The sequence below is a fragment of the Streptomyces sp. NPDC088910 genome, assembly GCF_044749865.1.
In the GTDB taxonomy this organism is placed as follows: domain Bacteria; phylum Actinomycetota; class Actinomycetes; order Streptomycetales; family Streptomycetaceae; genus Actinacidiphila.
Genome location: NZ_JBIVIV010000001.1, coordinates 786639 through 809596, shown reverse-complemented (window position 1 = coordinate 809596; position 22958 = coordinate 786639). Strand labels below are relative to the sequence as shown.

Annotated in this window: 22 protein-coding genes; 14 read left to right on the top strand and 8 right to left on the bottom strand. The window is 71.5% G+C overall.

The window, feature by feature from the left end; translation table 11 throughout:
* Positions 1 to 62 precede the first annotated feature (62 nt).
* The 3 genes from ACIP4Z_RS03415 to ACIP4Z_RS03405 are packed head-to-tail and all read left to right on the top strand — an operon-like array spanning position 63 to position 2807.
* Complete coding sequence (locus ACIP4Z_RS03415) at positions 63 to 647, top strand: sigma-70 family RNA polymerase sigma factor (RefSeq protein ID WP_188280325.1); 585 nt, start codon at positions 63 to 65, stop codon at positions 645 to 647.
* Positions 644 to 1414, top strand: a complete 771-nt coding sequence (locus ACIP4Z_RS03410) for an anti-sigma factor domain-containing protein (protein WP_391160477.1) — start codon at positions 644 to 646, stop codon at positions 1412 to 1414. The genes ACIP4Z_RS03415 and ACIP4Z_RS03410 overlap by 4 nt, the downstream gene beginning before the upstream one ends.
* On the top strand, positions 1407 to 2807 hold the full coding sequence (locus tag ACIP4Z_RS03405; protein ID WP_401304731.1) for a cryptochrome/photolyase family protein: 1401 nt from the start codon (positions 1407 to 1409) through the stop codon (positions 2805 to 2807). The genes ACIP4Z_RS03410 and ACIP4Z_RS03405 overlap by 8 nt, the downstream gene beginning before the upstream one ends.
* 117 nt (positions 2808 to 2924) lie before the next feature.
* On the opposite strand, the gene ACIP4Z_RS03400 is transcribed toward ACIP4Z_RS03405, so the two are convergent.
* The 4 genes from ACIP4Z_RS03400 to ACIP4Z_RS03385 form a co-directional block, all read right to left on the bottom strand.
* Positions 2925 to 3767 (bottom strand): DUF1295 domain-containing protein, encoded by an 843-nt coding sequence (locus tag ACIP4Z_RS03400; RefSeq protein WP_391160471.1) that lies wholly within the window; start codon positions 3765 to 3767, stop codon positions 2925 to 2927.
* Positions 3764 to 5152 (bottom strand): class I SAM-dependent methyltransferase, encoded by a 1389-nt coding sequence (locus ACIP4Z_RS03395; RefSeq protein WP_401304728.1) that lies wholly within the window; start codon positions 5150 to 5152, stop codon positions 3764 to 3766. Before ACIP4Z_RS03395 ends, ACIP4Z_RS03400 begins: the two co-directional genes overlap by 4 nt.
* Positions 5149 to 5874, bottom strand: a complete 726-nt coding sequence (locus ACIP4Z_RS03390; RefSeq protein ID WP_401305038.1) for a DUF1365 domain-containing protein — start codon at positions 5872 to 5874, stop codon at positions 5149 to 5151. The genes ACIP4Z_RS03395 and ACIP4Z_RS03390 overlap by 4 nt, the downstream gene beginning before the upstream one ends.
* 62 nt (positions 5875 to 5936) lie before the next feature.
* Complete coding sequence (locus tag ACIP4Z_RS03385; protein WP_401304725.1) at positions 5937 to 7319, bottom strand: NAD(P)/FAD-dependent oxidoreductase; 1383 nt, start codon at positions 7317 to 7319, stop codon at positions 5937 to 5939.
* Positions 7320 to 7580: 261 nt separating this feature from the next.
* Between ACIP4Z_RS03385 and ACIP4Z_RS03380 the strand changes: the two genes are divergently transcribed.
* Both ACIP4Z_RS03380 and ACIP4Z_RS03375 read left to right on the top strand, forming a co-directional pair.
* Positions 7581 to 9350: a sulfite oxidase gene (locus tag ACIP4Z_RS03380; RefSeq protein WP_401304723.1), complete on the top strand. Its 1770-nt coding sequence runs from the start codon at positions 7581 to 7583 to the stop codon at positions 9348 to 9350.
* 181 nt (positions 9351 to 9531) lie between these two features.
* The gene (locus tag ACIP4Z_RS03375) at positions 9532 to 10197 is read left to right on the top strand and encodes a fasciclin domain-containing protein (protein WP_391046862.1); all 666 of its coding nucleotides are present in this window, start codon (positions 9532 to 9534) and stop codon (positions 10195 to 10197) included.
* A gap of 24 nt (positions 10198 to 10221) precedes the next feature.
* Here the strand turns inward: ACIP4Z_RS03375 and ACIP4Z_RS03370 are convergent, their stop codons facing one another.
* From ACIP4Z_RS03370 to ACIP4Z_RS03355, 4 genes are all read right to left on the bottom strand, one after another.
* Positions 10222 to 11067: a ketose-bisphosphate aldolase gene (locus ACIP4Z_RS03370; RefSeq protein WP_391046859.1), complete on the bottom strand. Its 846-nt coding sequence runs from the start codon at positions 11065 to 11067 to the stop codon at positions 10222 to 10224.
* 101 nt (positions 11068 to 11168) lie between these two features.
* Entirely contained in the window at positions 11169 to 12110 is a 942-nt protein-coding gene (locus tag ACIP4Z_RS03365) for an SIS domain-containing protein (protein ID WP_355337057.1), read from the bottom strand.
* Between the two features lie 395 nt (positions 12111 to 12505).
* Positions 12506 to 12718 (bottom strand): MerR family transcriptional regulator, encoded by a 213-nt coding sequence (locus ACIP4Z_RS03360; protein ID WP_188280336.1) that lies wholly within the window; start codon positions 12716 to 12718, stop codon positions 12506 to 12508.
* On the bottom strand, positions 12715 to 13290 hold the full coding sequence (locus ACIP4Z_RS03355; RefSeq protein WP_355337059.1) for a hypothetical protein: 576 nt from the start codon (positions 13288 to 13290) through the stop codon (positions 12715 to 12717). The genes ACIP4Z_RS03360 and ACIP4Z_RS03355 overlap by 4 nt, the downstream gene beginning before the upstream one ends.
* A 1577-nt stretch (positions 13291 to 14867) precedes the next feature.
* Between ACIP4Z_RS03355 and fabD the strand changes: the two genes are divergently transcribed.
* From fabD to ACIP4Z_RS03310, 9 genes are all read left to right on the top strand, one after another.
* Positions 14868 to 15824, top strand: a complete 957-nt coding sequence (gene fabD / locus ACIP4Z_RS03350; RefSeq protein WP_391046853.1) for an ACP S-malonyltransferase — start codon at positions 14868 to 14870, stop codon at positions 15822 to 15824.
* 78 nt (positions 15825 to 15902) lie between these two features.
* Positions 15903 to 16700, top strand: a complete 798-nt coding sequence (locus ACIP4Z_RS03345) for a response regulator transcription factor (RefSeq protein ID WP_355337063.1) — start codon at positions 15903 to 15905, stop codon at positions 16698 to 16700.
* Entirely contained in the window at positions 16697 to 17617 is a 921-nt protein-coding gene (locus ACIP4Z_RS03340) for a hypothetical protein (RefSeq protein ID WP_391160462.1), read from the top strand. The genes ACIP4Z_RS03345 and ACIP4Z_RS03340 overlap by 4 nt, the downstream gene beginning before the upstream one ends.
* Positions 17618 to 17679: 62 nt before the next feature.
* Positions 17680 to 18009, top strand: coding sequence for a TcmI family type II polyketide cyclase (locus ACIP4Z_RS03335; protein WP_355337067.1), 330 nt, complete (start codon positions 17680 to 17682; stop codon positions 18007 to 18009).
* A 61-nt stretch (positions 18010 to 18070) separates the two neighbouring features.
* The gene (locus ACIP4Z_RS03330) at positions 18071 to 19327 is read left to right on the top strand and encodes a beta-ketoacyl synthase (protein WP_188280342.1); all 1257 of its coding nucleotides are present in this window, start codon (positions 18071 to 18073) and stop codon (positions 19325 to 19327) included.
* The gene (locus ACIP4Z_RS03325; RefSeq protein WP_401304714.1) at positions 19324 to 20649 is read left to right on the top strand and encodes a ketosynthase chain-length factor; all 1326 of its coding nucleotides are present in this window, start codon (positions 19324 to 19326) and stop codon (positions 20647 to 20649) included. Before ACIP4Z_RS03330 ends, ACIP4Z_RS03325 begins: the two co-directional genes overlap by 4 nt.
* Before the next feature lie 44 nt (positions 20650 to 20693).
* The gene (locus ACIP4Z_RS03320) at positions 20694 to 20963 is read left to right on the top strand and encodes an acyl carrier protein (RefSeq protein WP_355337071.1); all 270 of its coding nucleotides are present in this window, start codon (positions 20694 to 20696) and stop codon (positions 20961 to 20963) included.
* 207 nt (positions 20964 to 21170) lie between these two features.
* Positions 21171 to 21956, top strand: a complete 786-nt coding sequence (gene fabG, locus ACIP4Z_RS03315; protein WP_188280345.1) for a 3-oxoacyl-ACP reductase FabG — start codon at positions 21171 to 21173, stop codon at positions 21954 to 21956.
* Between the two features lie 54 nt (positions 21957 to 22010).
* Positions 22011 to 22958: an aromatase/cyclase gene (locus ACIP4Z_RS03310; RefSeq protein WP_355337074.1), complete on the top strand. Its 948-nt coding sequence runs from the start codon at positions 22011 to 22013 to the stop codon at positions 22956 to 22958.

Genomic DNA, 22958 nt, shown 5'->3' with positions numbered 1-22958 from the left:
CCCTCGGCTCCGAATACCGGTCGGAGACTTGCGCGGGTGAGTCGGGACGGGATGGATCGCAGATGAGGGAAGCCGTACGGCTGGACGGCGTCGCAGGCGCCGGCCCCGACCTCCAGGAGCTGCTGGTCGCGGTCGCCCGCGGCGACGAGGCGGCGTTCGCCAGGGTCTACGACGCGGTGGCCGGGCCCGTGCTGGGGCTGGTGCGCTCGGTGCTGCGCGACCCCGCGCAGTCGGAGGAGGTCGCCCAGGAGGTGCTGGTCGAGGTCTGGCAGACCGCGACCCGCTTCCAGGCATCCCGAGGCAGCGCCATGACCTGGGTGATGACGCTGGCCCACCGTCGCGCGGTGGACCGGGTGCGTTCCGCGCAGGCGTCCTCCGACCGGGAGCACAAGGCCGCGCTGCTTGAGCACACCCCCGCCTTCGACGAGGTCGCGGAACAGGTCGAGTCACGGCTGGAGCGCGAGCAGGTGCGACGCTGTATGCGGACGCTCACCGAATTGCAGCGCCAGTCGGTGACGCTCGCCTACTACCAGGGATTCACCTACCGGGAGGTCGCCGAGTTGCTCGCGGCTCCGCTGGGGACCGTCAAGACCCGACTGCGGGACGGACTCATCCGCCTGCGCGACTGCTTGGGAGTGAGCGCATGACGACCGCCGATCTGCATACCCTCACCGGTGCGTACGCGGTGCACGCGCTGCCCGACGGTGAGCGGGAGGAATTCGAACGGCACATCGCCGACTGCTCGGCCTGTGCGCAGGAGGTCCGTGAGCTGTCCGCGACGGCCACCCGGCTGGCGCTGGCCGCCTCGGTCGTGCCGCCGCCGCACATGCGCGAGCAGGTGCTGCGCCGGGTCGCCGCCGTGCGGCAGGAGCCGCCGGTCGTCACGCGGCAGGAGCGGCGCGGTCTCGCCGGATGGGTGGCCGGGGCGCGGCGGCTGCCGCGTTACGCGCTGGCCGCGTGCATGGCGGGAGTGGTCGGGCTCGGCGGGGTGGCCGTCTGGCAGCACCAGGCCGCCGACGACGCGAGGCAGCGGGCGAATCAGGCCGAGCAGCGGGCGGGCGAGCTCTCCCAGGTGCTCTCGGCGCCCGACGCGGCGAGCACCACGCGGAAGCTCAGCACCGGCACGACCGCGACCGTGGTGGTCTCCCGGAGCCTGGGCAAGGCCGCTTTCCTGGCCGCCGGTATGCCGACGCCGGCGGCCGGGAAGACGTACGAGCTGTGGTTCGACGACGGCGGGAAGATGCGGCCGGCGGGTCTGATGGACCCGTCAGCCACCGACCAGGCCGTGGTGCTGGACGGGCGGATCGACAACGCCTCCGGGGTGGGCGTGACGGTCGAACCGGCCGGCGGCTCGCAGCAGCCGACGAGTGCCCCGCTGGCGCTGGTGACGTTCCCGGCGGCGGCCCGTGCCTGAGACGTCGCGGACCGGGTCGTCCATCGCGCTGTTCACCGCGGACCTGCGGTTGCACGACAACCCCGTGCTGGCCGGGGCGGTGGCGGCGGCCGGGAGCGTGGTCCCGCTGTTCGTGGTGGACGAGGGCATCGCGCGGGCCGGATTCGCGGTGCCGAACAGGGCGGCGTTCCTCGCCGATTGCCTGGCCGACCTGGACGCGGGCCTGCGGGCGCGCGGCGGGCGGCTGGTCGTGCGGCGCGGCGACGTCGTCGAGGAGGTCGTCCGGGCCGTCGGCGACAGCGGGGCGCGGCAGGTGCACATCGCGGCCGGGGTGAGCGGTTACGCCCTGCGCCGTGAGGACCGGCTGCGCAAGGCCCTGGCGGAGGCGGGCTGCGAGGTGGTGGTGCACGAGGCCGTGGTCACCGCGGCCCCGCCCGGCGCCGTCACCCCCGTGGGCCGCGACCACTTCGCCGTCTTCACACCGTACTTCCGGCGCTGGGGCGCCGAGCCCCAGCGCCGCGTGCTGGACGCGCCGCGCAAGGTCACCGTGCCCGAGGACGTGAAGTCCGCCGCGCTGCCCTCCGCCGCCGAGCTGACCGGGCCGGGCGGCGGGCAGCCGTCGCCGGGCCTGCCGCCCGGCGGGGAGACGGCGGGTCGCAAGCTTGCGGGCAGTTGGTGGCGTTCGGGCCTGGAGGGTTACGCGGACCAGCACGACGACCTGGCGGGTGACGCGACCTCCCGGCTCTCGCCGTATCTGCACTTCGGGTGCGTGTCCGCGACCGAACTCGTGCACCGGGCGCGGTCGGTGAGCGGCCGGGGCGCGGAGGCGTTCATCCGGCAGCTCGCCTGGCGCGACTTCCACCATCAGGTGCTCGCCGCGCGGCCGGACGCGGCGCACCGCGACTACCGTTCCCGGCACGACCGTTGGCGCACCGCGCCCGAGGAGGTCACCGCCTGGCGCGAGGGCCGCACCGGCTACCCCATCGTGGACGCCGCGATGCGCCAACTGCTGCACGAGGGCTGGATGCACAACAGGGGCAGGCTGCTCGTGGCGAGTTTCCTGACCAAGACGCTGTACGTGGACTGGCGGGTCGGCGCCCGGCACTTCCTGGACCTGCTGGTCGACGGCGACATCCCCAACAACCAGCTCAACTGGCAGTGGTCGGCGGGCACCGGCACCGACACCCGGCCCAACCGGGTGCTCAACCCGCTGCTCCAGGCGGCCCGTTTCGACCCGGACGGCGACTATGTGCGGCGCTGGGTTCCGGAACTGGCCGAGTTGGAGGGGGCGGCAGTGCACCAGCCGTGGAAGCTGTCGGGTCCGGAACGGGAGCGGTTCGACTACCCGGACCCGATCGTGGCCCTGAGCGAAGGGCACGCCCGCTTCTCGCGGGCCCGCGGCCTGGACGACTGACCGCGAACCCGCGAACCCGCGAACCGACCGAGCCACCGAGCCCACCGAAACCGCCGAACCGAGCGGAGCCGACCCGCTCACCACGACCTGTGCCCCCAGCGGCCCGGCTGCCGCCGACTACGCCCGCCCGTCAACACCGCCCTTTCGCGGCGGCCACGGGAAGAAACCACTCGTCCGGGCGACGTATTCGGCGTAGCCGGGCCGCTGCGCCATGTGCCGTTCCAGCAGCGGCTTCCCGCTGCCCCGCAGGAGCAGGAAGCTGATGGTCAGCGGGCCGAGCACGGCCAGCACGACGGCGCCCGCCGCCGACGACCAGCGGGCGCCGTCGCACGCCAGCACGTACAGCCCCCACCAGACGCAGAAGTCGCCGAAGTAGTTGGGGTGCCGGGTCCAGCCCCACAGGCCGCGGTCCATCACCTGACCGCGGTGCGCGGGATCGGCCTTGAAGCGGGCGAGCTGGTGGTCGCCGACCGCCTCGAAGACCAGCCCGACCAGGCACAGCGCCGCGCCGACCGCCGCCGCCGGGCCGACGGACCCCGGCAGATAGCAGGCGACCTGCACCGGCAGCGACACCACGCACACCAGCAGACCCTGGAGCAGGTAGACGATCCGGAAGGCGTACCCGTTGCGGCGGTCGGCCGGGACCTTGGACAGCATCTTCTCGTAGCGCGGATCCTCGCCGTGGCCACGGCCGCGCCAGGCGATGTGCCCGGCCAGCCGCAGCCCCCACACCACGGTCAGGACCAGGACCAGCAGCCGCCGCCCGTCGTCACCGTGCCCCGAGGACAACCCGTACGACACGACGGCGACCGCCGCGAAGGCGGCGCCCCACGCCACGTCGACCACCCGGTGCATGCCCTTGGCCACCGCGACCGCGAAGGTCACCAGCATCACGGCGAGCGCCGCGCCCGCCGCCGCCGCGAGATTCACGCAGAATGCGCCCCACGGAAAGCCGTTCACCGGCCTGCCGCCGAGTCTTCCGCGTGCACGGCACCAGTCGGCCCCGATTCCCCGGTGGCCCCCGCCGCCCCCTCCAGCACGAACTGCCGCACATCCAGGTACCCGGAGCGGAAACCGGCCTCCGAGTAGGCCAGGTAGAACGTCCACAGCCGCCGGAAGACCGCGTCGAAGCCGAGCGCCGCCACCTCGTCCGCGCACCGCGCGAACCGCTCGCGCCACAGCCGCAGCGTCTCCGCGTAGTGCGGTCCGAACGCCTCGGCGCTGACGATCCGCAGCCCGGTGGCCTCGCCGCTCACCTCGGAGATGGCCTCGGCGGAGGGGATCATGCCGCCGGGGAAGACGTACTTGTGGATCCAGGTGAAGGTGGGAAGACTCACCAGCATCCGGTCGTGCGGCATGGTGATCGCCTGGAGCGCGATCCGGCCGCCGGGCGCGAGCCGCCGCTCCAGGGTGCGGAAATACTCCGGCCAGAACTCGTGGCCGACCGCCTCGATCATCTCGACGCTGACCACCGCGTCGTACTCGCCCTCGACCTCGCGGTAGTCGCGCAGCAGCACCTCGACACGGTCCTGGAGCCCGGCGGCGCGGACCCGTTCCAGCGCCAGTCCACGCTGCTCGCGCGAGAGCGTCACGCTCACCACGCGGGCGCCGCGCGATGCCGCGCGCACCGCCAGCTCGCCCCAGCCGGTGCCGATCTCCAGCAGCCGGGTGCCGGGACCGACCCCGGCCGCGTCCAGCAGCAGGTCGATCTTGCGGTGCTGGGCGGCGGGCAGCAGGTGCTCGTCGGCAGGGAAGCCGCGGAAGACCGCGGAGGAGTACGTCATCGTCTCGTCGAGGAAGAGCGAGAAGAGGTCGTTGGACAGGTCGTAGTGCCGGTGGATGTTGTCGCGCGCGCCCTCGCGGGTGTTGCGCTGCGCCTCCGGCCGCCGCCTGGCCCACGCACCGCGCAGCCGTTGCAGGGACGGCGGTACGAGGGTGGCGACGTTGTCGGCGAAGACCGTGAGCACACCGGTCAGGTCGTCCGCGTCCCACTCCCCGGCCATGTACGACTCGCCGAAGCCGATCAGGCCCTCGGCGCCGATCCGGCGGAAGAAGGACCGCGGGTCGTGCACCCGCATCAGCGGGCCGCCGAGCCCCAGCGTGCGGGCGCCCTCGCCCGCGTCGTCGCCGTCCGCGCCCGCCAGCCGCACCCGCAGCGGCAGCCGCTCCAGCGCCCTGCGCACGAGGAAGGCCGCGACGGCCGCGCGCGCGGCCGAACAGCGGGGCGCCGCCGCGACGTCCGGCCAGCGCTCGGCGTCGACCGCCGCGCGCACCCTGGACGTCGACACGGGCGAGACGGCGGCCCCGGCAGTCACCGGGGCGGCCGGAGTGGATGACACGGTCACCGCATTCCCTCCTGAACGTGATGGCTTGGCCGCGGCCGTACGGGCAGGCCGCGCAGATACAGCAGAACACCGTGGAATCTGATCCCCGCGGAGACGAGGAGCGTCGACCACGGATGGCGTACAGCGGCCCGGAGCAGTCCGGCCGCGGTGGCCGGGCGGCGGTCGCCGCTCACGGTCGCGGTGAAGGGGCGTTTTCCGTCCAGTTCCAGATGGACCGTCACGGAAAGGCGGTTTCCCGGCTCCGGCACCCGCATGCGGTAGTCGCCCTCCACCGGGAAGAACGGGGAGACGTACAGCTCCTTGGCGGTCGAGGCACGGCCCTCGGCGTCCGGCGCCAGCAGATAGCAGTGCCGCTCGCCATAGGTGTTGTGGACCTCCGCGACCACATGGCGGGGCGTGCCGTCACGCGCGTGGCACCAGTACAGGGTCAGCGGGTTGAAGACATGGCCGAGGACACGGGCGTGCGTGAGCATCAGCACGCGGCCGTCCGCGGGGGCCGCCCCCTGCGCGGCGAGGAACCGGTCGAGCCCCGCCCTGACCGTGGGCGCCGTACCGCCGAAGTGGTCCCGCGCCCGGAAACCGGCCAGCGGGCGCAGCGGCAGCGGCAGTCGGGGCATGCGGTCCACGTCGACCAGCCACATATAGGTGCGCATACGGAAGGAGTGCCGCACGGGGCGGTTACGGGCGTGGGCGATCCGACAGTCGTACAGCGAAGGCGCCACCGCCTGCGGCTTCGCTTCCACTTTCGCCGGGTCGTGCGCCGTCCCGTCATGCACCGGAGCCGTCATGACCACTCCACCCCCAGCGCGCGCGCCGCCGCCACCCCGGAGGCGCAGCCGTCCTCGTGGAAACCCCAGCCGTGGTAGGCGCCCGCGTAGGCGACCACCGGCCCGTTCAGTTCGGGCAACCGTCGCTGCGCGGCCACCGACTCCGGCGTGTACTGCGGGTGTTCGTACGCCATCCGGTCCCGTACGGCGGAGGGGGCGACCCGGTCGGCGCCGTTGAGCGTCACCACATACGTGTCGGCGCCGTCCAGCCGCTGGAGCCGGTTCATGTCGTAGCTGACCAGGACGGCGCCGGCGTCCGAGGCGCAGGACGGCATCAGGTAGTTCCACGACGCGCGGGCGCCGGACGCGCGCGGCAGCACGCCGGTGTCGGTGTGCAGCAGCGCGGGATTGACGGTGTACGGGATCGCGCCCAGCACCTCGCGCTCGGCCGCGGTGGGCTCGGCCAGCAGGCTCAGCGCCTGGTGCGGGTGGACGGCGACGACCACCGCGTCGTAGCGCTCGGTGGTGCCGTCCTCGACGGTGACCTCGGCGCCGCCGGGGACGCGGCGCAGCGCGGTCACCCGGCTGGAGGTGTGCACGGCGGACACCTCCTTGCCCACCCGCTCGACGTACGTACGGGAGCCGCCGGTGATCGTGCGCCAAGTGGGGGAGTCGCCGACGCTGAGCAGGCCGTGGTGGTCGAGGAAGCGGAAGAGGTAGCGGGCCGGGAAGTCCAGCGCGGTCGCGGGGGAGCAGGACCAGACGGCGGAGACCAGCGGGGTCATGAAGTGCTGGACGAAGTAGGGGGAGTAGCGGCCGTCGGCGAGGAATTCCCGCAGCGTGCGGTCGGTGGCGGCAGCGCGCGCACCCGTGTCCGTATCCGAGCCCGTATCCGCGGGAAAGCCCGAGCCCGCAGAAGAACCCGAGCCCGCACCCGTATCCGTGGAAGAACCCGAACCCGCTTCGCCGCTCTCCGCGAGCAGCCGCCGCGCCCCGCGGTGGAAGGCCGTGACCTCGGTCAGCATCCGCAGATAGCGGCCCCGCAGCGCGTTGCGCGGCTGCGCGAAGAGCCCGCGCGGCCCGCGGGCCCCGGCGTACTCCAGGCCGCAGCCCTCGCACCGCACCGACATGCTCATCTCGGACTCCTGCGTGGCGACGTCCAGCTCGCGCAGCAGCCGCAGCAGATGCGGATAGGTGCGGGCGTTGTGCACGATGAAGCCGGTGTCGACGCTCAGGGACCGGCCGTCGGGGTCGGCCACGTCGTGGGTGTCCGCGTGCCCGCCGAGCCGGTCGTCCGCCTCGTACAGGGACACGTCACTCGCGCGGTGCAGCACATGGGCGGCGGTAAGGCCCGCCACTCCGCTGCCTATCACCGCGATCCGACGTCGTTCGGCCGTCATGCGATCCCCTCGGTCAGTGCTCGATGTCCGGTGACACCCCGTGGTGCCCGGTGGCGCCCCGTGCCCGGTCGGTGTCCGGCGCGGCCGGAACGGCGACCGGCACCGGTGCGCCCTCACTGATCATTCGTGGCCGCCGCCGTCGCGGATTGGTGCGGGAGCGGAACGTTCCGGCGGTGATCTTCACGGTCCCCACCTGCGGCGGAACCCGTCGGTCCGGGGGACGCGGAATCCCGTACCAATCCGCCGGGCGAGTGGCCACGAATGCGGGATGTGACCGACCAGGAGACCATCAGCCCCGGCAGTGCGCTGGAGCCTCATCAGCCACATGGCCCGAGCGCCGCCGGCCGGCTGCTGAGGGTCGTACTCGGCGCGCTGAGCGGCCTGTTGGCCGCTGCCGCGTCACTCGGTTTCGCCGAACTCGTCGCCGTGGCCGCCCGTCCCGAGGCCAGTCCGGTGACTGCGGTCGGCGGCGCGGTCATCGACCGCACACCGGTGTCCCTGAAGGACTACGCGGTACGGAACTTCGGCACCAACGACAAACTGGTGCTGCAACTGGGCATCGTCGCGATCCTGGCCCTCTTCGCCTTCGTGCTCGGCGTGTTCGCGCTGCGCTTCCGGCGCACGGGCTGCGCGGGCGTGCTGGCCTTCGGCGTCATCGGGGCGGTCGCCGCCTGGAGCCGTCCCGACCACCACCGGCTGGACACGCTGCCGTCGATCGTCGGCGCGCTGCTCGGAGCGGCGGCGCTGTGGCTGCTGACACAGCGGCTCACGCTCCGCGCCGCACCGGCCGCGCGCGTGCCGGAACAGGCCGCCGCGCCGGAGACACCGACCGCTCCGTCCGCCGTGGAGCGCGCCGCGGAGGACGACGAGGACACCGCCGAGATCCCTCTGCCACGGACGGAAACGCCCGCCCCGCAGGCCGGGCCCACCTCCCGCCCCGCGTTCGACCGCCGTGGCTTCGTGCTGGCCGCTGCCGCCACGGCTGCCGCGTCCGCGGGTGCGGGAGCCCTGGGCCGTACCCTCAACAACCGCCGCGGCGCCGTCGCGGTGGCCTCACGGAAGGCCATCGCGCTGCCCGCCCCCGCCTCCCGCGCCGCGGCCGTCCCGCGCGGGGCGGACCTGGGAATCCCCGGCCTGAGCGCGTTCACCACGCCGAACGCGAAGTTCTACCGCGTCGACACCGCCCTGGTCGTGCCGAAGATCGACGCCACCACCTGGCGGCTGCGCATCCACGGCATGGGCGTGGGCAAGGAGTTGACGCTCTCCTACGACGACCTGCTGCGCCGTGACCTGATCGAGCGGGACATCACGCTGACCTGCGTGTCCAACCAGGTCGGCGGCCCGTACGTCGGCAACGCCCGCTGGATCGGCGTCCGGCTGGCCGATCTGCTGCGCGAGGCGGGGGTACGGCCCCCGTCGCACGGTGGCACGGCGGACCAGCTGGTGGCGCACTCGGTGGACGGCATGGCCATCGGCTCGCCGGTGGAGACCGTGCTCGACGGCCGTGACGCGATGCTCGCGCTCGGCATGAACGGCGAGCCGCTGCCCTTCGCACACGGTTTCCCCGTCCGCATGCTGGTGCCCGGCCTGTACGGCTATGTGTCGGCCTGCAAGTGGCTGCGCGAACTCGAACTGACCACCTTCGACTCCTACGACGCCTACTGGGTCAAACGCAGCTGGTCGCGCGAGGCTCCGATCAAGACCGAGTCGCGGATCGACACCCCGAAGCCGTTCGCCAGTCCCAAGGCGGGCCGGGTGCCGGTGGCCGGGGTGGCGTGGGCGCAGCACCGGGGCATCGACCGGGTGCAGGTACGGGTCGACGGCGGCCGGTGGCAGACCGCCCGGCTCGCGGACGAGGACAGCACCGACACCTGGCGGCAGTGGCTGTGGGAGTGGGACGCCACGCCCGGCAGTCACACGCTGGAGGTCCGCGCGACGGACCGTGACGGCTACACGCAGACCGACCACCGCGTCGGCACCGTCCCGAACGGCGCGACCGGCTGGCACTCGGTGGTGGTCAGCGTCGACTGACCCGTCGGCGCGCCGACCATCCGACGACCTGTTCGCCTTCGAGCGGCCCGCCGCCCCCCGGGCCATCCGCCCCCCCCCCGGGCCATCCGCCCCCCTGACCATCCGCCTCCCCAACTCCCCGCCACAGACGACTTTCCGCACGCACATGTCGCATAAACCGCACATATAGAGGAGAAAAACCATGTTCAACCTCCGCGCCCGCCGCATCGCCGTCGCCGTGACGGCCGCCGCCGTCCTGCCGCTGGCCCTCAGCGCCTGTTCGAGCGACGACAACAAGAAGGACGACTCGGCGGCGGCGAGCCCGTCCACCTCGGCGAGCGATCCGGCGATGGCGCCCACCAGCGACGCGCCGAGTGACGCCTCGACGAAGGACGCGCCCTTCGGGCCCGGCTGCGCCACCGTGCCCAAGAACGGCGCGGGCAGCTTCGACGGCATGTCCAAGGACCCGGTGGCGACCGCCGCCTCGCACAACCCGGCGCTGTCGACGCTGGTCGCCGCCGTCCAGAAGGCCGGTCTCGTCGACACCCTGAACAACGCCCAGAACATCACCGTCTTCGCGCCGACCAACGACGCCTTCGCGAAGATCCCGAAGGCCGACCTCGACAAGGTCCTCGCCGACAAGGCGATGCTCACCAAGATCCTCACCTACCACGTGGTCGGCGAGCCGGTGAAGGCGCCCGAGGGCCTGTCCAAGGGCACCTACACCACGCTGGAGAAGGGCACCCTGACGACCTCGGGCTCCGGCGAGGCGTACAAGGTCAACGACACCGCGAACGTGGTCTGCGGCAACGTCACCACCGCCAACGCCACCGTGCAGATCATCGACACGGTGCTGATGCCCAAGTAGCCGTTGGGGATCAGGCGTTACGGATCACTCCGGACGGCCCGCGACGACGCGCAGCAGGTGTTCCGCCACGGCGGACATCGCGTCGCGGGCCGGCCGCAGATAGCGCCGCGGGTCGACGACGGCCGGGTCCGCCGCCAGGTGCTCCCGTACCGCCCCGGTGAAGGCGATGTTCAGCGCCGTACCGATGTTGACCTTCACCATCCCGGCGGCGACGGCCCGCCGCAGCTCGTCGTCCGGCACACCGGACGAGCCGTGCAGCACCAGCGGTACGGGTACGGCCGTGCGCAGCGCGGCTATCAGTTCGTGGTCGAGGCGCGCGGAGCGGTCGGTCATCGCGTGCGAGCTGCCGACCGCGACGGCGAGCGCGTCCACCCCGGTCGCGGCGGTGAAGGCGGCGGCCTCGGCGGGGTCGGTCCGCACGCCGGGCGCGTGCGCGCCGTCCTTGCCCCCGACCTCGCCCAACTCGGCCTCGACCCAGGCGCCCTGGCCGTGCGCCCACTCCACCATCCGCGCGGTGGCCCGCAGATTCTCCTCGTACGGCAGCTTCGACGCGTCGAACATCACCGAGGACGCCCCGGCCGCCACGCCCGCCCGCAGCAACTCCTCGCTCTCCACGTGGTCCAGGTGCAGGGCGACCGGCACCGCCGCGCCCCGCGCGACCGCCGCCGCCCCCGCCAGCACCGGCTCGACCCGGCCGCCGTGGAAGGCCACCGCGTTCTCGCTGATCTGGAGGATCACCGGCAGCCCGGCGGCCTGCGCGGCGGAGGTGATCGCCTCCGCGTGCTCCAGCGTGATCACATTGAACGCGGCGACCCCGTGGCCCGCGGCCCGGGCTGCGGTGACGAGTTCTGCGGTGGAGACGGCAGGCATGGGATTCCTCGGGGTACGTACGGCGGTGCCGGTTTCACGGGTGCGGGCGGGGGTACGGGCGGCGGTCCGCCGAACAGCGGAGCGCCGCGCGGGGGCTGTCGTCAGGCCAGGACGACGGAACGCGTCAGGTTGCGCGGCCGGTCCGGGTCGTACCCCTTGTTCTCCGCGATGGCCACCGCGAGCCGCTGGACCCGCACCAGGTCGGCCAGCGGGTCGAGCACGGGCGCGCCCGTACCGCCGACCGCGCTCGTACCGCCGTCGGCGGGCGCGGCGGAACCGGCCTCGAGAAGGCCGCCCACGCCCGCGACGTTGTCCGCCAGGCCCTCGGGCAGGGCGCCGAAGGCCCACACCACGCGGCCGGGGCCGGTGATGCTGATCGGGCCGTGCCGGTACTCCATCGCCGGGTAGCTCTCGGTCCAGGCGCCCGCGGCCTCGCGCATCTTCAGCGCGGCCTCCTGCGCCAGGCCGTAGGTCCAGCCGGTGCCGAGGAAGGTGAACTGCTCGGCGGCCGTGACGGTGGTGGGCAGTTCCTGGGCGAGCGCCAGCCGCGCGTCGGCGACGGCCGCCGTCAGGTCGTGGCCGAGGTGGGCGCGCAGCAGCGCGAGCGCGGTGGTGGCGAACCGGGTCTGCACCACCGACTGTTCGTCGGCGAAGTCCAGCACCACGACCTCGTCGGCGGCCTCCATCACCGGCGTGTGCGGGTCGGCGGTGATCGCCGTGACCGCGACGCCCGCCGTACGCAGTCGTTCGCTCGCCCGCAGCACCTCGGTGGTGGTGCCGGAGCGGGTGATCGTCAGCACACGGTCGTAGCCGCGGCCGAACGGGAACTCCGAGGCCGCGAAGGCGTCGGTCTCGCCGTGACCGCCCTGTTCGCGCAGCGCCGCGTAGGACTGGGCCATGAACCAGGAGGTGCCGCAGCCGATCACCGCCACCCGCTCGCCGTCGCGCGGCAGCTTTCCGGCCTCGGCGGGAGCGAGATCGGCCGCCCGCTGCCAGCACTCGGGCTGGGAGGCGGTCTCGGTGGTGGTGAGGGACGCGGACATCGGGGCTCCTCGTGCGGTGTGCGAGATACGGCGTGCGAGATGCGACGCGCGGTGCGGATGCGCGATCCTGCTCGAAACGAGCAGCTATCGAGCATAAATGTACACAGAGGAGAGGGCTGGCGGAAGGTCCCGGACTGCGCTAAGGGCGCACGCGGGCGGCGCGCCCCCTGTCCGGCGGCCGAATGAGGCGCGCGTCACACTTCCCGCACCGGATGTCACATCCCGTCGCGCGGTCCGGCTCTCTGGTAGGAGGGCGTGAGCGGCGGCCGGACTTGACGAAGGCCGAACGGTGAGAACGAGAAGAACGAGGAGGAAACCCTGCCCGAGAGAAAGCTCCGCACGACAGGCAGGGCTCTTCGTCCTCTGTCAATTGCTTTACGCGAGGCCCGAAGCGCTCACGTGGATTCCTTCAGAGCCGCCGCTTCCGTTTTCGCGGCCACACGTTCGAGTAGCTCGTCGAGATCGTATTGCGCGCGTCCGGGACTGCCGTAGCGGGTGATCTTGCCGCGGCTGGCCCATTTCCTGATCGTCGCCTCGGAGACTCCGGCGGCGAGTGCGGCGAGTTGAGTCGGAACAAGCCGACTTCTATTGCGCGGTGGCGGATTCATGCGGCGTCCTCCGGGCGCTGGGATTGTGCTGCCGCTCCCGCAGTGCCGCGCGCGAACTGCCGCGTCTGCTGAATCTGCCGGGATAGCAGAAGCCATTGGTGGGGCTGCCAACTGTGTCCTGCGGTACAGCTCACTTCTCGGGTGCGCCGGCCGTCGGGCGACGACGGCGCCGTGGTCATCGCCGCGCTGCAACCGGAATGGATGCATTGGCCGAGATCCATGCGCAACGCGGGCTGCGTGTAGGCGGACCGGCGCGCGCGGTGCGTTATCTCGGAGATCTCCTCCGCGAAGTCCGCGGCGGTCGGGTGCGCGAGCAGCCAGTTGAGGTGGACGACGAGGAAGTCGGCCATCTCCTCCGGCTGCCTGCGGACCGGCTTGCGGACGGCGCGCTCCTCGGCGACCATCGCCGCCCACGAGGCCAGGAACCCGACGATGCCGGACCGGGCGGTGATCGCCGCCTCGTCCAGCCGTATTCCGGTCGACTGCCTGCTGCCGCTGACCCGTTGGAGAGTCGGGTTGCGGCGCGGATGGAGCACCGACTCGCAGTCGTCGTAGATCTCCGGCAGCTCCATCAGATTCGCCTTGAGATCGTGGTAGCACGAGGTGCACAGACGCAGCCCCGGGGCCGCTGTGCGGCGCGGTCGCGACCCGTGCGGCACGTTGCCGCATTTTTGGCCCACACATGGAGATGAATTCATTTGGTCACCCGTTGGTCATGATGTCGGAAGGTGGCTGTCGCAGTGCGAACTCGTCGATCGACTCGATGACCGAGGGGAGTGCGCCCTGTTCAGGACATGCCGAAAGTCGTCGTCGGTGCAGGTGAGCGACGTCCCGTCGGAACATGGCCGTGCATCGGCTGCCTCCGACGGAATGGCGCACCGTCAGCGGCGACCGCTGGATCCGGAACCTGTCGACGTACTCCAGGCGCGAGGGAACTACTCAGTGGAACGCCTGGACCATCTCAACGCAGTGCTGAACGCAGTGCAGAACGGTCGGCGAGGGCCGGGCCGACCGGATATACCGCGAGCAGCGGTGCTCGCGGGCTCCACAGACCAGTGGGGCCCATGGGGCACGCCGGATCATGGAGGTGTGCGTCGTGAGTGGATCGCACCGGTACGGGATGATGTGGGGCGCGCGTGTGCCGTGGCGTCGCCTAAGCGGGACGTCATCGTCCGTGCCACGCGGGACGGGGCCCGCCGCGCCGCCGAATCAACGGCCGAATCGACCGTCGAGTCGCCGGAGCGTGCGCGGACCTGGCCGGCCTCCGCGTCCGAGCAGTGGCTCGGGCGGAGACGGATGACGGTGCCCTGGGCCGTGCCCGGGACCGTTCGTAAAGCTGGATCCCCGCCGGTCGCCCGAGGGTGACCTGGAGAAACGCTCCCGTGGCGCCATGAGGTGACCGGCTCATCCACCGTGCCTGAAGCACCCCGGCACGAGACCGAGGTTACCGGCGATCGGAAACGCCGTGGTGGCCGTGATGAGTCTAGTTGGGCCTGTCGCGTTAAATCCGTGTTCATAACGATCCGGAACCCCCGCTCCCGAGTCATGTACGGCTTACAGCATACGGATGTTCGCGTTTGGCAGGCGACGATACAGGCAAACGCAGGAGCCGTCCACACCTGATCTACCTGCGACGATCACGCTCCACGCGGCCCTGACCGGCGGCTCATTGACGAGAATGCCGCCTCGTAAAATGTGACTACACGCTAGCGTGACGCCGTCGTGAACCCGCGAACAATCACCATCTGACAGCGCGTCAGGCTCCATGGTCATTCGGGTCCGGAGTGTTCCGAAATGCTCGATGTTGAGGCGATGCTATGAGGATCATCGGACTTCATCGGTGTCACGCAAATTCGAGGGGCACTGCAACCATCTTTCCCGACCGCATAGTCCCGACCCGTCGATGAACTGCGCAAACAGCCCGCTGACCAAGTGAAGTTGACATCGGCGGCAAGAGACTGTCACGATACTTCCGGCGGCCGAGGTATGCCCGGATCCGGGCAGCAGTGAGACCCCGGACGCCGCAATCACACTCAGATCACCGAGCCCCGCGTGCGCTGTGCAGCCGCGGGGCTTCGTCATGGGCGGCCACGCCGTCACCGACCGCCCGCCACCGGCACCGCGAAAGGCCGAAAGGAGCCTGCGGCGCATGGACAGGATCGGTTTTGTCTTCCCCGGCCAGGGTTCGCAGAAGGTGGGAATGGGGCTCGACCTCGCCGGAGAGCATCCGGATCTGGTCGGCCCCTACTACCGCACCGCGGACGAGATTCTCGGCCTTCCACTGTCCCGGCTGTGCTGGGAGGGACCCGCCGAGGTCCTCCGGGACACCTCGATCACCCAGCCCGCGATCTTCCTGACCAGCCTGTGCACCTGGCAGAGCCTGCGTCCGCGCGGTCTCGCCCCCGACATCGTCGCGGGCCACAGCCTCGGCGAATACACCGCGCTGGTCGCCGCGGGTGTCCTCGAATGGACCGACGCCCTCCGACTCGTACGGCTGCGCGGCCAGTTGATGGCCGCGGTCAACGCACGCGTGCCCGGCGCCATGGCGGCCGTACTCGGCCTGCCGCTCGAGGACGTCGAGGCCATCTGCGCACAGGCCGCCACCGGCACCGGCCAGATCGTCGAGATCGCCAACGACAACGAACCGGCGCAGGCGGTCGTCTCGGGCCAGGCCGAAGCCGTCCAATGGGTGATGGCCGCCGCCAAGGACGCCGGCGCGCGCCGGGCGGTCCCCCTCGAAGTCGGCGCGCCTTTCCATTGCAGTCTCATGAGCGAGATCGAGGACGAATTCGCGGCGGCCCTGGACGCGGTGGAATTCCGCGATCCGGTGGTCGAGACGATCTCGTCCGTCACCGCGGCGCCGGTCACCACCGCCGCCGAGGCGCGTACCGCGCTCAAACGCCAGCTCACCGGCCGGGTCCGCTGGACCGAAACCGTGGCCGGAATGTCGGACGCGGGCGTGGACCGCTTCATCGAGATCGGACCCGGAAAGGTACTCGGCGGCCTGTGCCGCCGGATCGCCCCGGCAGCACGGGTGTTCGCGACATTCGATTCACGGCAGTGTGCCTCGACTCTCGATGCGCTCGCATTCGCGGCCGGAGGTTGACCGGAGACTCGCAAGCAGTCCAAGGAACCGATCAGGCCCAGGTCGCAGTCGGACCTGAGCGTCACAAAGGGCGGACCCATGAGCCGGATAGACCTTCTGAAGCCTCATATACCAGCCCCACGTGCGTCCGCAAACGTCAATCGCACCGAGATACGTACCGCATCGCCGGTACGGGGAGTGCCGGGGCCGTCCGTGAGCTGGCGGGTACTTGTGGTGGAACCTCATGCAGACGACGCCGAATCCCTGGTCAGGGGGTTACGGCGGCACGGACACGAGGTCGCGTCGGTCGGCACGGGCGGCGCGGCACTCCAGACGTACGAGGACGCGGACCTGGTGCTGCTCGACCTCGACCTGCCCGACCTGGACGGACTCGAGGTCTGCCGGAGCATCCGGTCGGTCTGCGACGTGGCGGTCATCGCCGTCACCGCGCGCGGCACCGAACTCGACCGGGTGCTCGGCCTCCAGGCAGGCGCCGACGACTACCTCGTCAAGCCGTACGGCTTCCGCGAGTTGATGGCCCGGATGGACGCGGTCATGCGCCGCGCCCGCCCGGAACCCGCCTCCGCGCGGGTCATCTCCTGCGGACCGCTGCGGATCGACGCCGGATCGCGCGAAGTGCGGCTCGGCGGACGGCATATAGATGTGACCCGTAAGGAATTCGACGTGCTCTACCTGCTGGCCTCGCACCCGGACATCGTCATCACCCGGAAGCGGCTCATGCAGCAGGTGTGGGGTGACTCGTGGTCCCGGCGGACCGTCGACACCCATGTCAGCAGCCTCCGGACGAAGCTGGGCGCCAAGGAGTGGATCGTCACCGTCCGCGGTGTCGGATTCCGGCTCGGTCTGGGGCTCGAACGGTCCGGGTCCTCCGCATGAGCCGCGCGGCCGTGCGGTGCGAAGGACACGAATGCGGTACGCGGCAGGCCGAGCCCCGCGACGGGGGCCGGCACCCCGGCCGTCCGGTCGGCGGGAACCGGCTGTGCGCCGCCTGCCACCGTCGGCTGACCACCGGCATCGGCATGCTCCCCGAGCTGTACCGGGACTGCGAGCGGGTGCTGGGCGGCGCCGCGGCCAAGGGGCTGCGCGAACGCACCAGCGGCGGCCCGCTGCCCGGCATGCCGTTCAACCCGGCGGCGGCCGAGACACGCGCCGCGATCCTCGGGGTGCTCGGCTCCTGGAGCGGCCTGATCGCCCAGCAGCGCGGCCTCGTACCGCCCGAGCGGTCCGTCGGCACCCTGTCGGTGTTCCTGCTGCGGCACGCCGACTGGCTGGCCGGGCACCCGGCCGTCGCCGAGGCAACCCGCGAGGTGGCCCGGCTGGTCAGCAGGGCCCGCCGCGTCGCCCACCCCGAGCAGATCCGCCGGATCGCGCTGGGCGACTGCGTCGAACCCGGCTGCGAGGGGCGGCTGTCCGCCGTCGTACGCGTCGGGGCGACGGCCGCGCACCCGGCCGTGCAGTGCGACGCCCAGGCCGGGCACACCTGGGCCGGGCACCAACTCACCCATCTGCGCCGCCTGATGCCCGCCGAGGACACGGCCCCGGGCACAGCGGCCGACACCTCCGCCGGCACCTCCGCCGGTCCCGCCGCCGTCACCCCCGCCGTCGCCGAGCGCTGGCTCACCGCCGCCGACATCTCGCGGCTGTGGAGCACCCCGGTCGGCACGGTCTACCGGCTGGCCAGCGAGCAGAGCTGGCGCCGCAGGCACGGCTCGGGCCGCACCTACTACTCGGAGGCCGACGCACACGCGTGCTTCAGCCGCCGCGCCGAGCGATCTGCCGAACGATCCCGCTAGGACGGCCTGTTTCGACGACCAGCGGACGACCCCTCCATCACTCCCATCACCAGGAGCGAACGATGCACAGCACGTTGATAGTCGCGCGCATGCTGCCGCAGTCCGCGGAGGACGTGGCCCGGATCTTCGGGGAATTCGACCAGACCGGGATGCCCGACCTGATGGGCACCCGTCGACGGGAGCTCTTCTCCTACAACGGCCTCTACTTCCACCTCCAGGACTTCGACACGGAGGCCGGTAACACGACCATCGAACAGACCAAGGACCACCCGCTCTTTGTGCAGGTCAGCGCCGACCTGAAGCCGCACATCGAGGCCTACAACCCGGCGACCTGGCGGTCGCCGAAGGACGCGATGGCCACGCGTTTCTATCACTGGGCCAAGTCCGAGTGACGGACCTGATCTCAAGCCTGTCCTCAAGAATTCACGAAATTCCGAAGGGAGCGGCGTCCACATGGGACGGCGAGTGGTGATAACCGGCATTGGGGTCGTGGCGCCGGGGGGTGTCGGCGTGAAGGACTTCTGGAGTCTGCTGAGCGACGGCCGAACCGCGACCAGAGGCATCACGTTTTTCGATCCCGCCCCGTTCCGTTCCCGCGTCGCGGCCGAGGTCGATTTCGACCCGGAGGCACTGGGACTGAGCCCGCAGGAGATCCGCCGCATGGACCGCGCCGCGCAGTTCGCGGTGGTCACGGCCGCGGAGGCGCTCGCGGGCAGCGGACTGGAGATGTCCGACCTGGACCCGTACCGGACCGGGGTGACCGTCGGCAGCGCCGTCGGCGCGACGATGGGCCTGGACCAGGAGTACCGCGTCACCAGTGACGGCGGGCGTCTCGACCTCAACGACCACCGGTACGCGGTACCGCATCTGTACGACTTCTTCGTGCCCAGCTCCTTCGCCAGCGAAGTGGCCTGGTCCACCGGGGCCGAGGGCCCGGCGACGGTGGTCTCCACCGGCTGCACCTCCGGCCTGGACTCGGTGGGCTACGCGACCGAGCTGATCCGCGAGGGCAGCGTCGACGTGATGATCGCGGGCGCCACCGACGCCCCGATCTCCCCGATCACCGTGGCCTGCTTCGACGCCATCAAGGCCACCACCTCGCGCAACGACGATCCCGAGCACGCCTCGCGGCCGTTCGACAACTCCCGCAACGGCTTCGTCCTCGGCGAGGGTTCCGCGATGTTCGTGCTGGAGGAGTACGAGGCGGCCAAGGCGCGCGGCGCGCACATCTACTGCGAGATCGCCGGGTACGCCACCCGCTCCAACGCCTTCCACATGACGGGTCTGCGGCCCGAGGGCCTGGAGATGGCCGAGGCCATCAGGACGGCCCTGGACGAGGCGCGGATGAACCCCGACGAGATCGACTACGTCAACGCGCACGGCTCGGGCACCAAGCAGAACGACCGCCACGAGACCGCCGCCGTCAAGCGCACGCTGGGCGACCACGCGTACCGGACGCCGATGAGCTCCATCAAGTCGATGGTCGGGCACTCGCTCGGCGCCATCGGCTCGATCGAGATCGCCGCGTCCGCGCTGGCCATCGAGAACAACCTGGTCCCGCCGACGGCCAATCTGCACGAGCCGGACCCGCAGTGCGACCTGGACTACGTACCGCTCAAGGCCAGGGAGTGGACCACCGACGCCGTGCTCAGCGTCGGCAGCGGCTTCGGCGGCTTCCAGAGCGCGATGGTGCTGCGGAGGGCGGCATGACCACTTCCGAAGGCACGGCCGCTTCCGCGGACACGACCGCTTCCACGGGCCCGGCCGCTTCCACGGGCCCGACCGCTTCCGAAAGTACGGCCGCCTCCTCTGGCGCCGCCAGTTCCGTCGTCGTCACCGGTATCGGCGTCACCGCGCCCAACGGCCTGGGCACCGAGGAGTTCTGGGCCGCGACGCTCGCGGGGAAGAACGGCATCGGACCCGTCCAGCGGTTCGACGCCACCGGCTACCCCGCCAAACTCGCAGGCGAGGTACCGGGCTTCGTCGCCACGGACTACCTGCCGAGCCGGCTGATCCCGCAGACCGACCACATGACCAGGCTCGCCCTGGTCGCGGCCGACTGGGCGCTGGCCGACGCGGGCGTGAAGCTCGACGAGTGGAAACAGTTCGACATGGGCGTCATCACCGCCAGCTCCTCCGGCGGCTTCGAATTCGGCCAGAACGAACTCCAGAAGCTGTGGTCCAAGGGCGGCCAGCACGTCAGCGCGTACCAGTCCTTCGCCTGGTTCTACGCGGTCAACACCGGCCAGATCTCCATCCGCAACGGCATGCAGGGCCCCAGCGGGGTCGTCGTCTCCGACCAGGCGGGCGGCCTCGACGCGCTCGCGCAGGCCAGGCGGCAGATCCGCAAGGGCACCCGGCTGATCGTCTCCGGCGGCGTCGACGGCTCGATCTGCCCCTGGGGATGGATCGCGCAGGTCGCCGCGGGACGGCTCACCGACAGCGACGACCCGGACAAGGCGTACCGGCCCTTCGCCGCGGACGCCGACGGCTATGTGCCCGGCGAGGGCGGCGCGCTGCTGATCCTGGAGGACGCCGGGTCCGCGCGGGAGCGCGGCGCCAAGGTCTACGGGGAGATCGCCGGATACGCCTCGACCTTCGACCCCAGGCCCGGCAGCGGCCGGGAGCCCGGTCTGCGGCGGGCCGTCGAGGCGGCGCTGGCCGACGCGGGCCTGACGGCGGGCGACATCGACGTCGTCTTCGCCGACGCGGCGGCCGTCCCCGAACTGGACCGCGCGGAGGCCGACGCGATCACCGCGGTCTTCGGACCGCGCGGCGTGCCGGTCACCGCGCCCAAGACGATGACCGGACGGCTCTACTCAGGAGCCGCGTCGCTCGACACGGCCGCCGCGCTGCTGTCGATCAGGGACGGGGTCATCCCGCCCACCACCCATGTCGCCCCCGCCCCCGAGTACGACCTCGACCTGGTGGTCGACCGGCCCAGGACCGCGCCGGTGAACGCCGCGCTGGTGCTGGCCAGGGGCTACGGCGGCTTCAACTCGGCGATGGTCGTGCGCGGAGCAGCCCGGTGACGGGCCCGCGCACCGCCGTCGCCACACCTCAGGAAGGGACCGAGATGGCCGGACCGGAACTCACGATCGAAGACCTCAAGCGCATCCTCCGGGAAGCCGCGGGCGAGAGCGAGGGCATCGACCTGGACGGCGACATCCTCGACCAGACCTTCGAGGACCTCGGCTACGACTCGCTGGCGCTGCTGGAGACCGGCAGCCGGATCGAGCGCGAGCACGGGATCGAGCTGGAGGACACCTCCATCACCGTCGTCGAGACGCCGCGGGCGCTGCTCGCCGTCGTCAACGAGCAACTCGCCGCGGAACACGCGGCCTGACGCTCCCCCCGCCCGGTGCCGCCGCCGTGCTCCAAAGGCGCGGCGGCGGCACCGGCCAGCCCACACGCCCAGCCCCCACGTACAGCGCACCCGTCCAGCCCACACGCCCAGACCACACGTACAGCGCACATGAACGCAGCACTTGAAGAGCGCACGTGAACGCAGCACATGTACGCAGCCGAGCGGTACCGAGTCGGAGGAGCAGTCATGTCGGCAGAGGGACAGCGGGTCGCTCTCGTCACCGGGGCCACCAGCGGAATCGGGCTCGCCGTCACCAGGGCGCTGGCCGCACAGGGACACCAGGTGTTCATCTGCGCGCGGACGCCCGAGAGCGTGGAAGTGACCGTCAAGGAACTACGGGACGAGGGCCTGGACGTCGACGGCACCGCCTGCGACGTCAAGTCGGGCGACGACATCAAGGCGTTCGTGCTCGCCGCCGTGGAGCGGTACGGGCCGGTCGACGTCCTGGTCAACAACGCGGGCCGCAGCGGCGGCGGCGTCACCGCCGACATCGACGACGAGCTGTGGTTCGACGTCGTCAACACCAACCTCAACAGCGTCTTCCTGATGACGCGCGAGGTGCTCAACACCGGCGGCATGCGGTACCGCGACCGCGGCCGGATCATCAACATCGCCTCCACCGCGGGCAAGCAGGGCGTGGTGCTCGGCGCCCCGTACTCCGCCTCCAAGCACGGCGTCGTCGGCTTCACCAAGGCCCTGGGCAACGAGCTGGCCCCGACCGGGATCACGGTCAACGCGGTCTGCCCCGGCTACGTCGAGACGCCGATGGCCGCGCGGGTCCGGCAGGGCTACGCGGCGGCCTACTCGACCACCGAGGGCGAGATCCTCCAGAAGTTCCAGTCCAAGATCCCGCTCGGCCGCTACTCCACGCCCGAGGAGGTCGCGGGCCTGGTCGGCTACCTGGCCACCGACACCGCGGCGTCGATCACCGCGCAGGCCATCAACGTGTGCGGCGGCCTCGGCAACTTCTGATCCGCCGCCACCGACCCCGTCCTACGACGTCCGACTCGCGTGAGGGGAACGAGAATGACGCAGACTGGCCACCGCGAGGTGGAGCACGAGATCACGGTGAACGCCCCGGCCGCCGCGGTGTACCGGCTGATCGCCGAGGTGGAGAACTGGCCGCGGATCTTCCCGCCGACCGTTTTCGTCGACCATGTGGAGCGCTCGGAGAACGAGGAGCGCATCCGCATCTGGGCCACCGCCAACGGCGCGGCCAAGAACTGGACGTCGCGCCGCGTCCTGGACCCGCGGGCGCTGCGGATCGAATTCCGCCAGGAGGTCTCGGCGCCGCCGGTCGCGGCGATGGGCGGCACCTGGGTGATCGAGCCCGTGTCCGACACCGAGTCGCGGGTGCGGCTGCTGCACGACTACCGCGCCATCGACGACAAGCCGGACGATCTCGCCTGGATCGACGAGGCCGTGGACCGCAACAGCCGCTCCGAACTGGCCGCGCTCAAGACCAACGTCGAACTGGTCGTCGGCTCCGCGGACGAACTCCTGCTGTCCTTCGCCGACACCGTCCACATCGACGGATCGGCCAAGGACGTCTACGACTTCATCAACGAGGCGCAGCTCTGGAAGGAGCGGCTGCCGCACGTGGCGCGGGTCTCGCTGGAGGAGGAGACGCCGGGACTGCAGATCCTGGAGATGGACACCCTCACCAAGGACGGCTCCTCGCACACCACCAAGTCGGTGCGCGTGACCTTCCCGCACAGCAGGATCGTCTACAAGCAGATCACCCTGCCCGCGCTGATGACGCTGCACACCGGCTACTGGCTGTTCGAGGAGGAGGGCGACGGCGTCGCCGCCACCTCCCAGCACACCGTGGTGATCAACACCGCGAACATCACCAAGATCCTCGGCCCGGACGCCGGGGTCGCCGAGGCGCGCGCCTTCGTGCAGAACGCGCTGAGCACCAACAGCCGGGCCACCCTGGGCCACGCCAAGGACTACGCCGAGGGCCGGCGCTGA

Coding starts and splice junctions, on each gene's coding strand:
- ACIP4Z_RS03415 (WP_188280325.1), top strand. CDS start 63: ATGAGGGAAGCCGTACGGCTGGACGGCGTCGCAGGCGCCGGCCCCGAC.
- ACIP4Z_RS03410 (WP_391160477.1), top strand. CDS start 644: ATGACGACCGCCGATCTGCATACCCTCACCGGTGCGTACGCGGTGCAC.
- ACIP4Z_RS03385 (WP_401304725.1), bottom strand. CDS start 7,319: ATGACGGCCGAACGACGTCGGATCGCGGTGATAGGCAGCGGAGTGGCG.
- ACIP4Z_RS03380 (WP_401304723.1), top strand. CDS start 7,581: ATGCGGGATGTGACCGACCAGGAGACCATCAGCCCCGGCAGTGCGCTG.
- ACIP4Z_RS03375 (WP_391046862.1), top strand. CDS start 9,532: ATGTTCAACCTCCGCGCCCGCCGCATCGCCGTCGCCGTGACGGCCGCC.
- ACIP4Z_RS03370 (WP_391046859.1), bottom strand. CDS start 11,067: ATGCCTGCCGTCTCCACCGCAGAACTCGTCACCGCAGCCCGGGCCGCG.
- ACIP4Z_RS03365 (WP_355337057.1), bottom strand. CDS start 12,110: ATGTCCGCGTCCCTCACCACCACCGAGACCGCCTCCCAGCCCGAGTGC.
- ACIP4Z_RS03360 (WP_188280336.1), bottom strand. CDS start 12,718: ATGAATCCGCCACCGCGCAATAGAAGTCGGCTTGTTCCGACTCAACTC.
- ACIP4Z_RS03355 (WP_355337059.1), bottom strand. CDS start 13,290: ATGGAGCTGCCGGAGATCTACGACGACTGCGAGTCGGTGCTCCATCCG.
- fabD (WP_391046853.1), top strand. CDS start 14,868: ATGGACAGGATCGGTTTTGTCTTCCCCGGCCAGGGTTCGCAGAAGGTG.
- ACIP4Z_RS03345 (WP_355337063.1), top strand. CDS start 15,903: ATGAGCCGGATAGACCTTCTGAAGCCTCATATACCAGCCCCACGTGCG.
- ACIP4Z_RS03340 (WP_391160462.1), top strand. CDS start 16,697: ATGAGCCGCGCGGCCGTGCGGTGCGAAGGACACGAATGCGGTACGCGG.
- ACIP4Z_RS03335 (WP_355337067.1), top strand. CDS start 17,680: ATGCACAGCACGTTGATAGTCGCGCGCATGCTGCCGCAGTCCGCGGAG.
- ACIP4Z_RS03330 (WP_188280342.1), top strand. CDS start 18,071: ATGGGACGGCGAGTGGTGATAACCGGCATTGGGGTCGTGGCGCCGGGG.
- ACIP4Z_RS03325 (WP_401304714.1), top strand. CDS start 19,324: ATGACCACTTCCGAAGGCACGGCCGCTTCCGCGGACACGACCGCTTCC.
- ACIP4Z_RS03320 (WP_355337071.1), top strand. CDS start 20,694: ATGGCCGGACCGGAACTCACGATCGAAGACCTCAAGCGCATCCTCCGG.
- fabG (WP_188280345.1), top strand. CDS start 21,171: ATGTCGGCAGAGGGACAGCGGGTCGCTCTCGTCACCGGGGCCACCAGC.
- ACIP4Z_RS03310 (WP_355337074.1), top strand. CDS start 22,011: ATGACGCAGACTGGCCACCGCGAGGTGGAGCACGAGATCACGGTGAAC.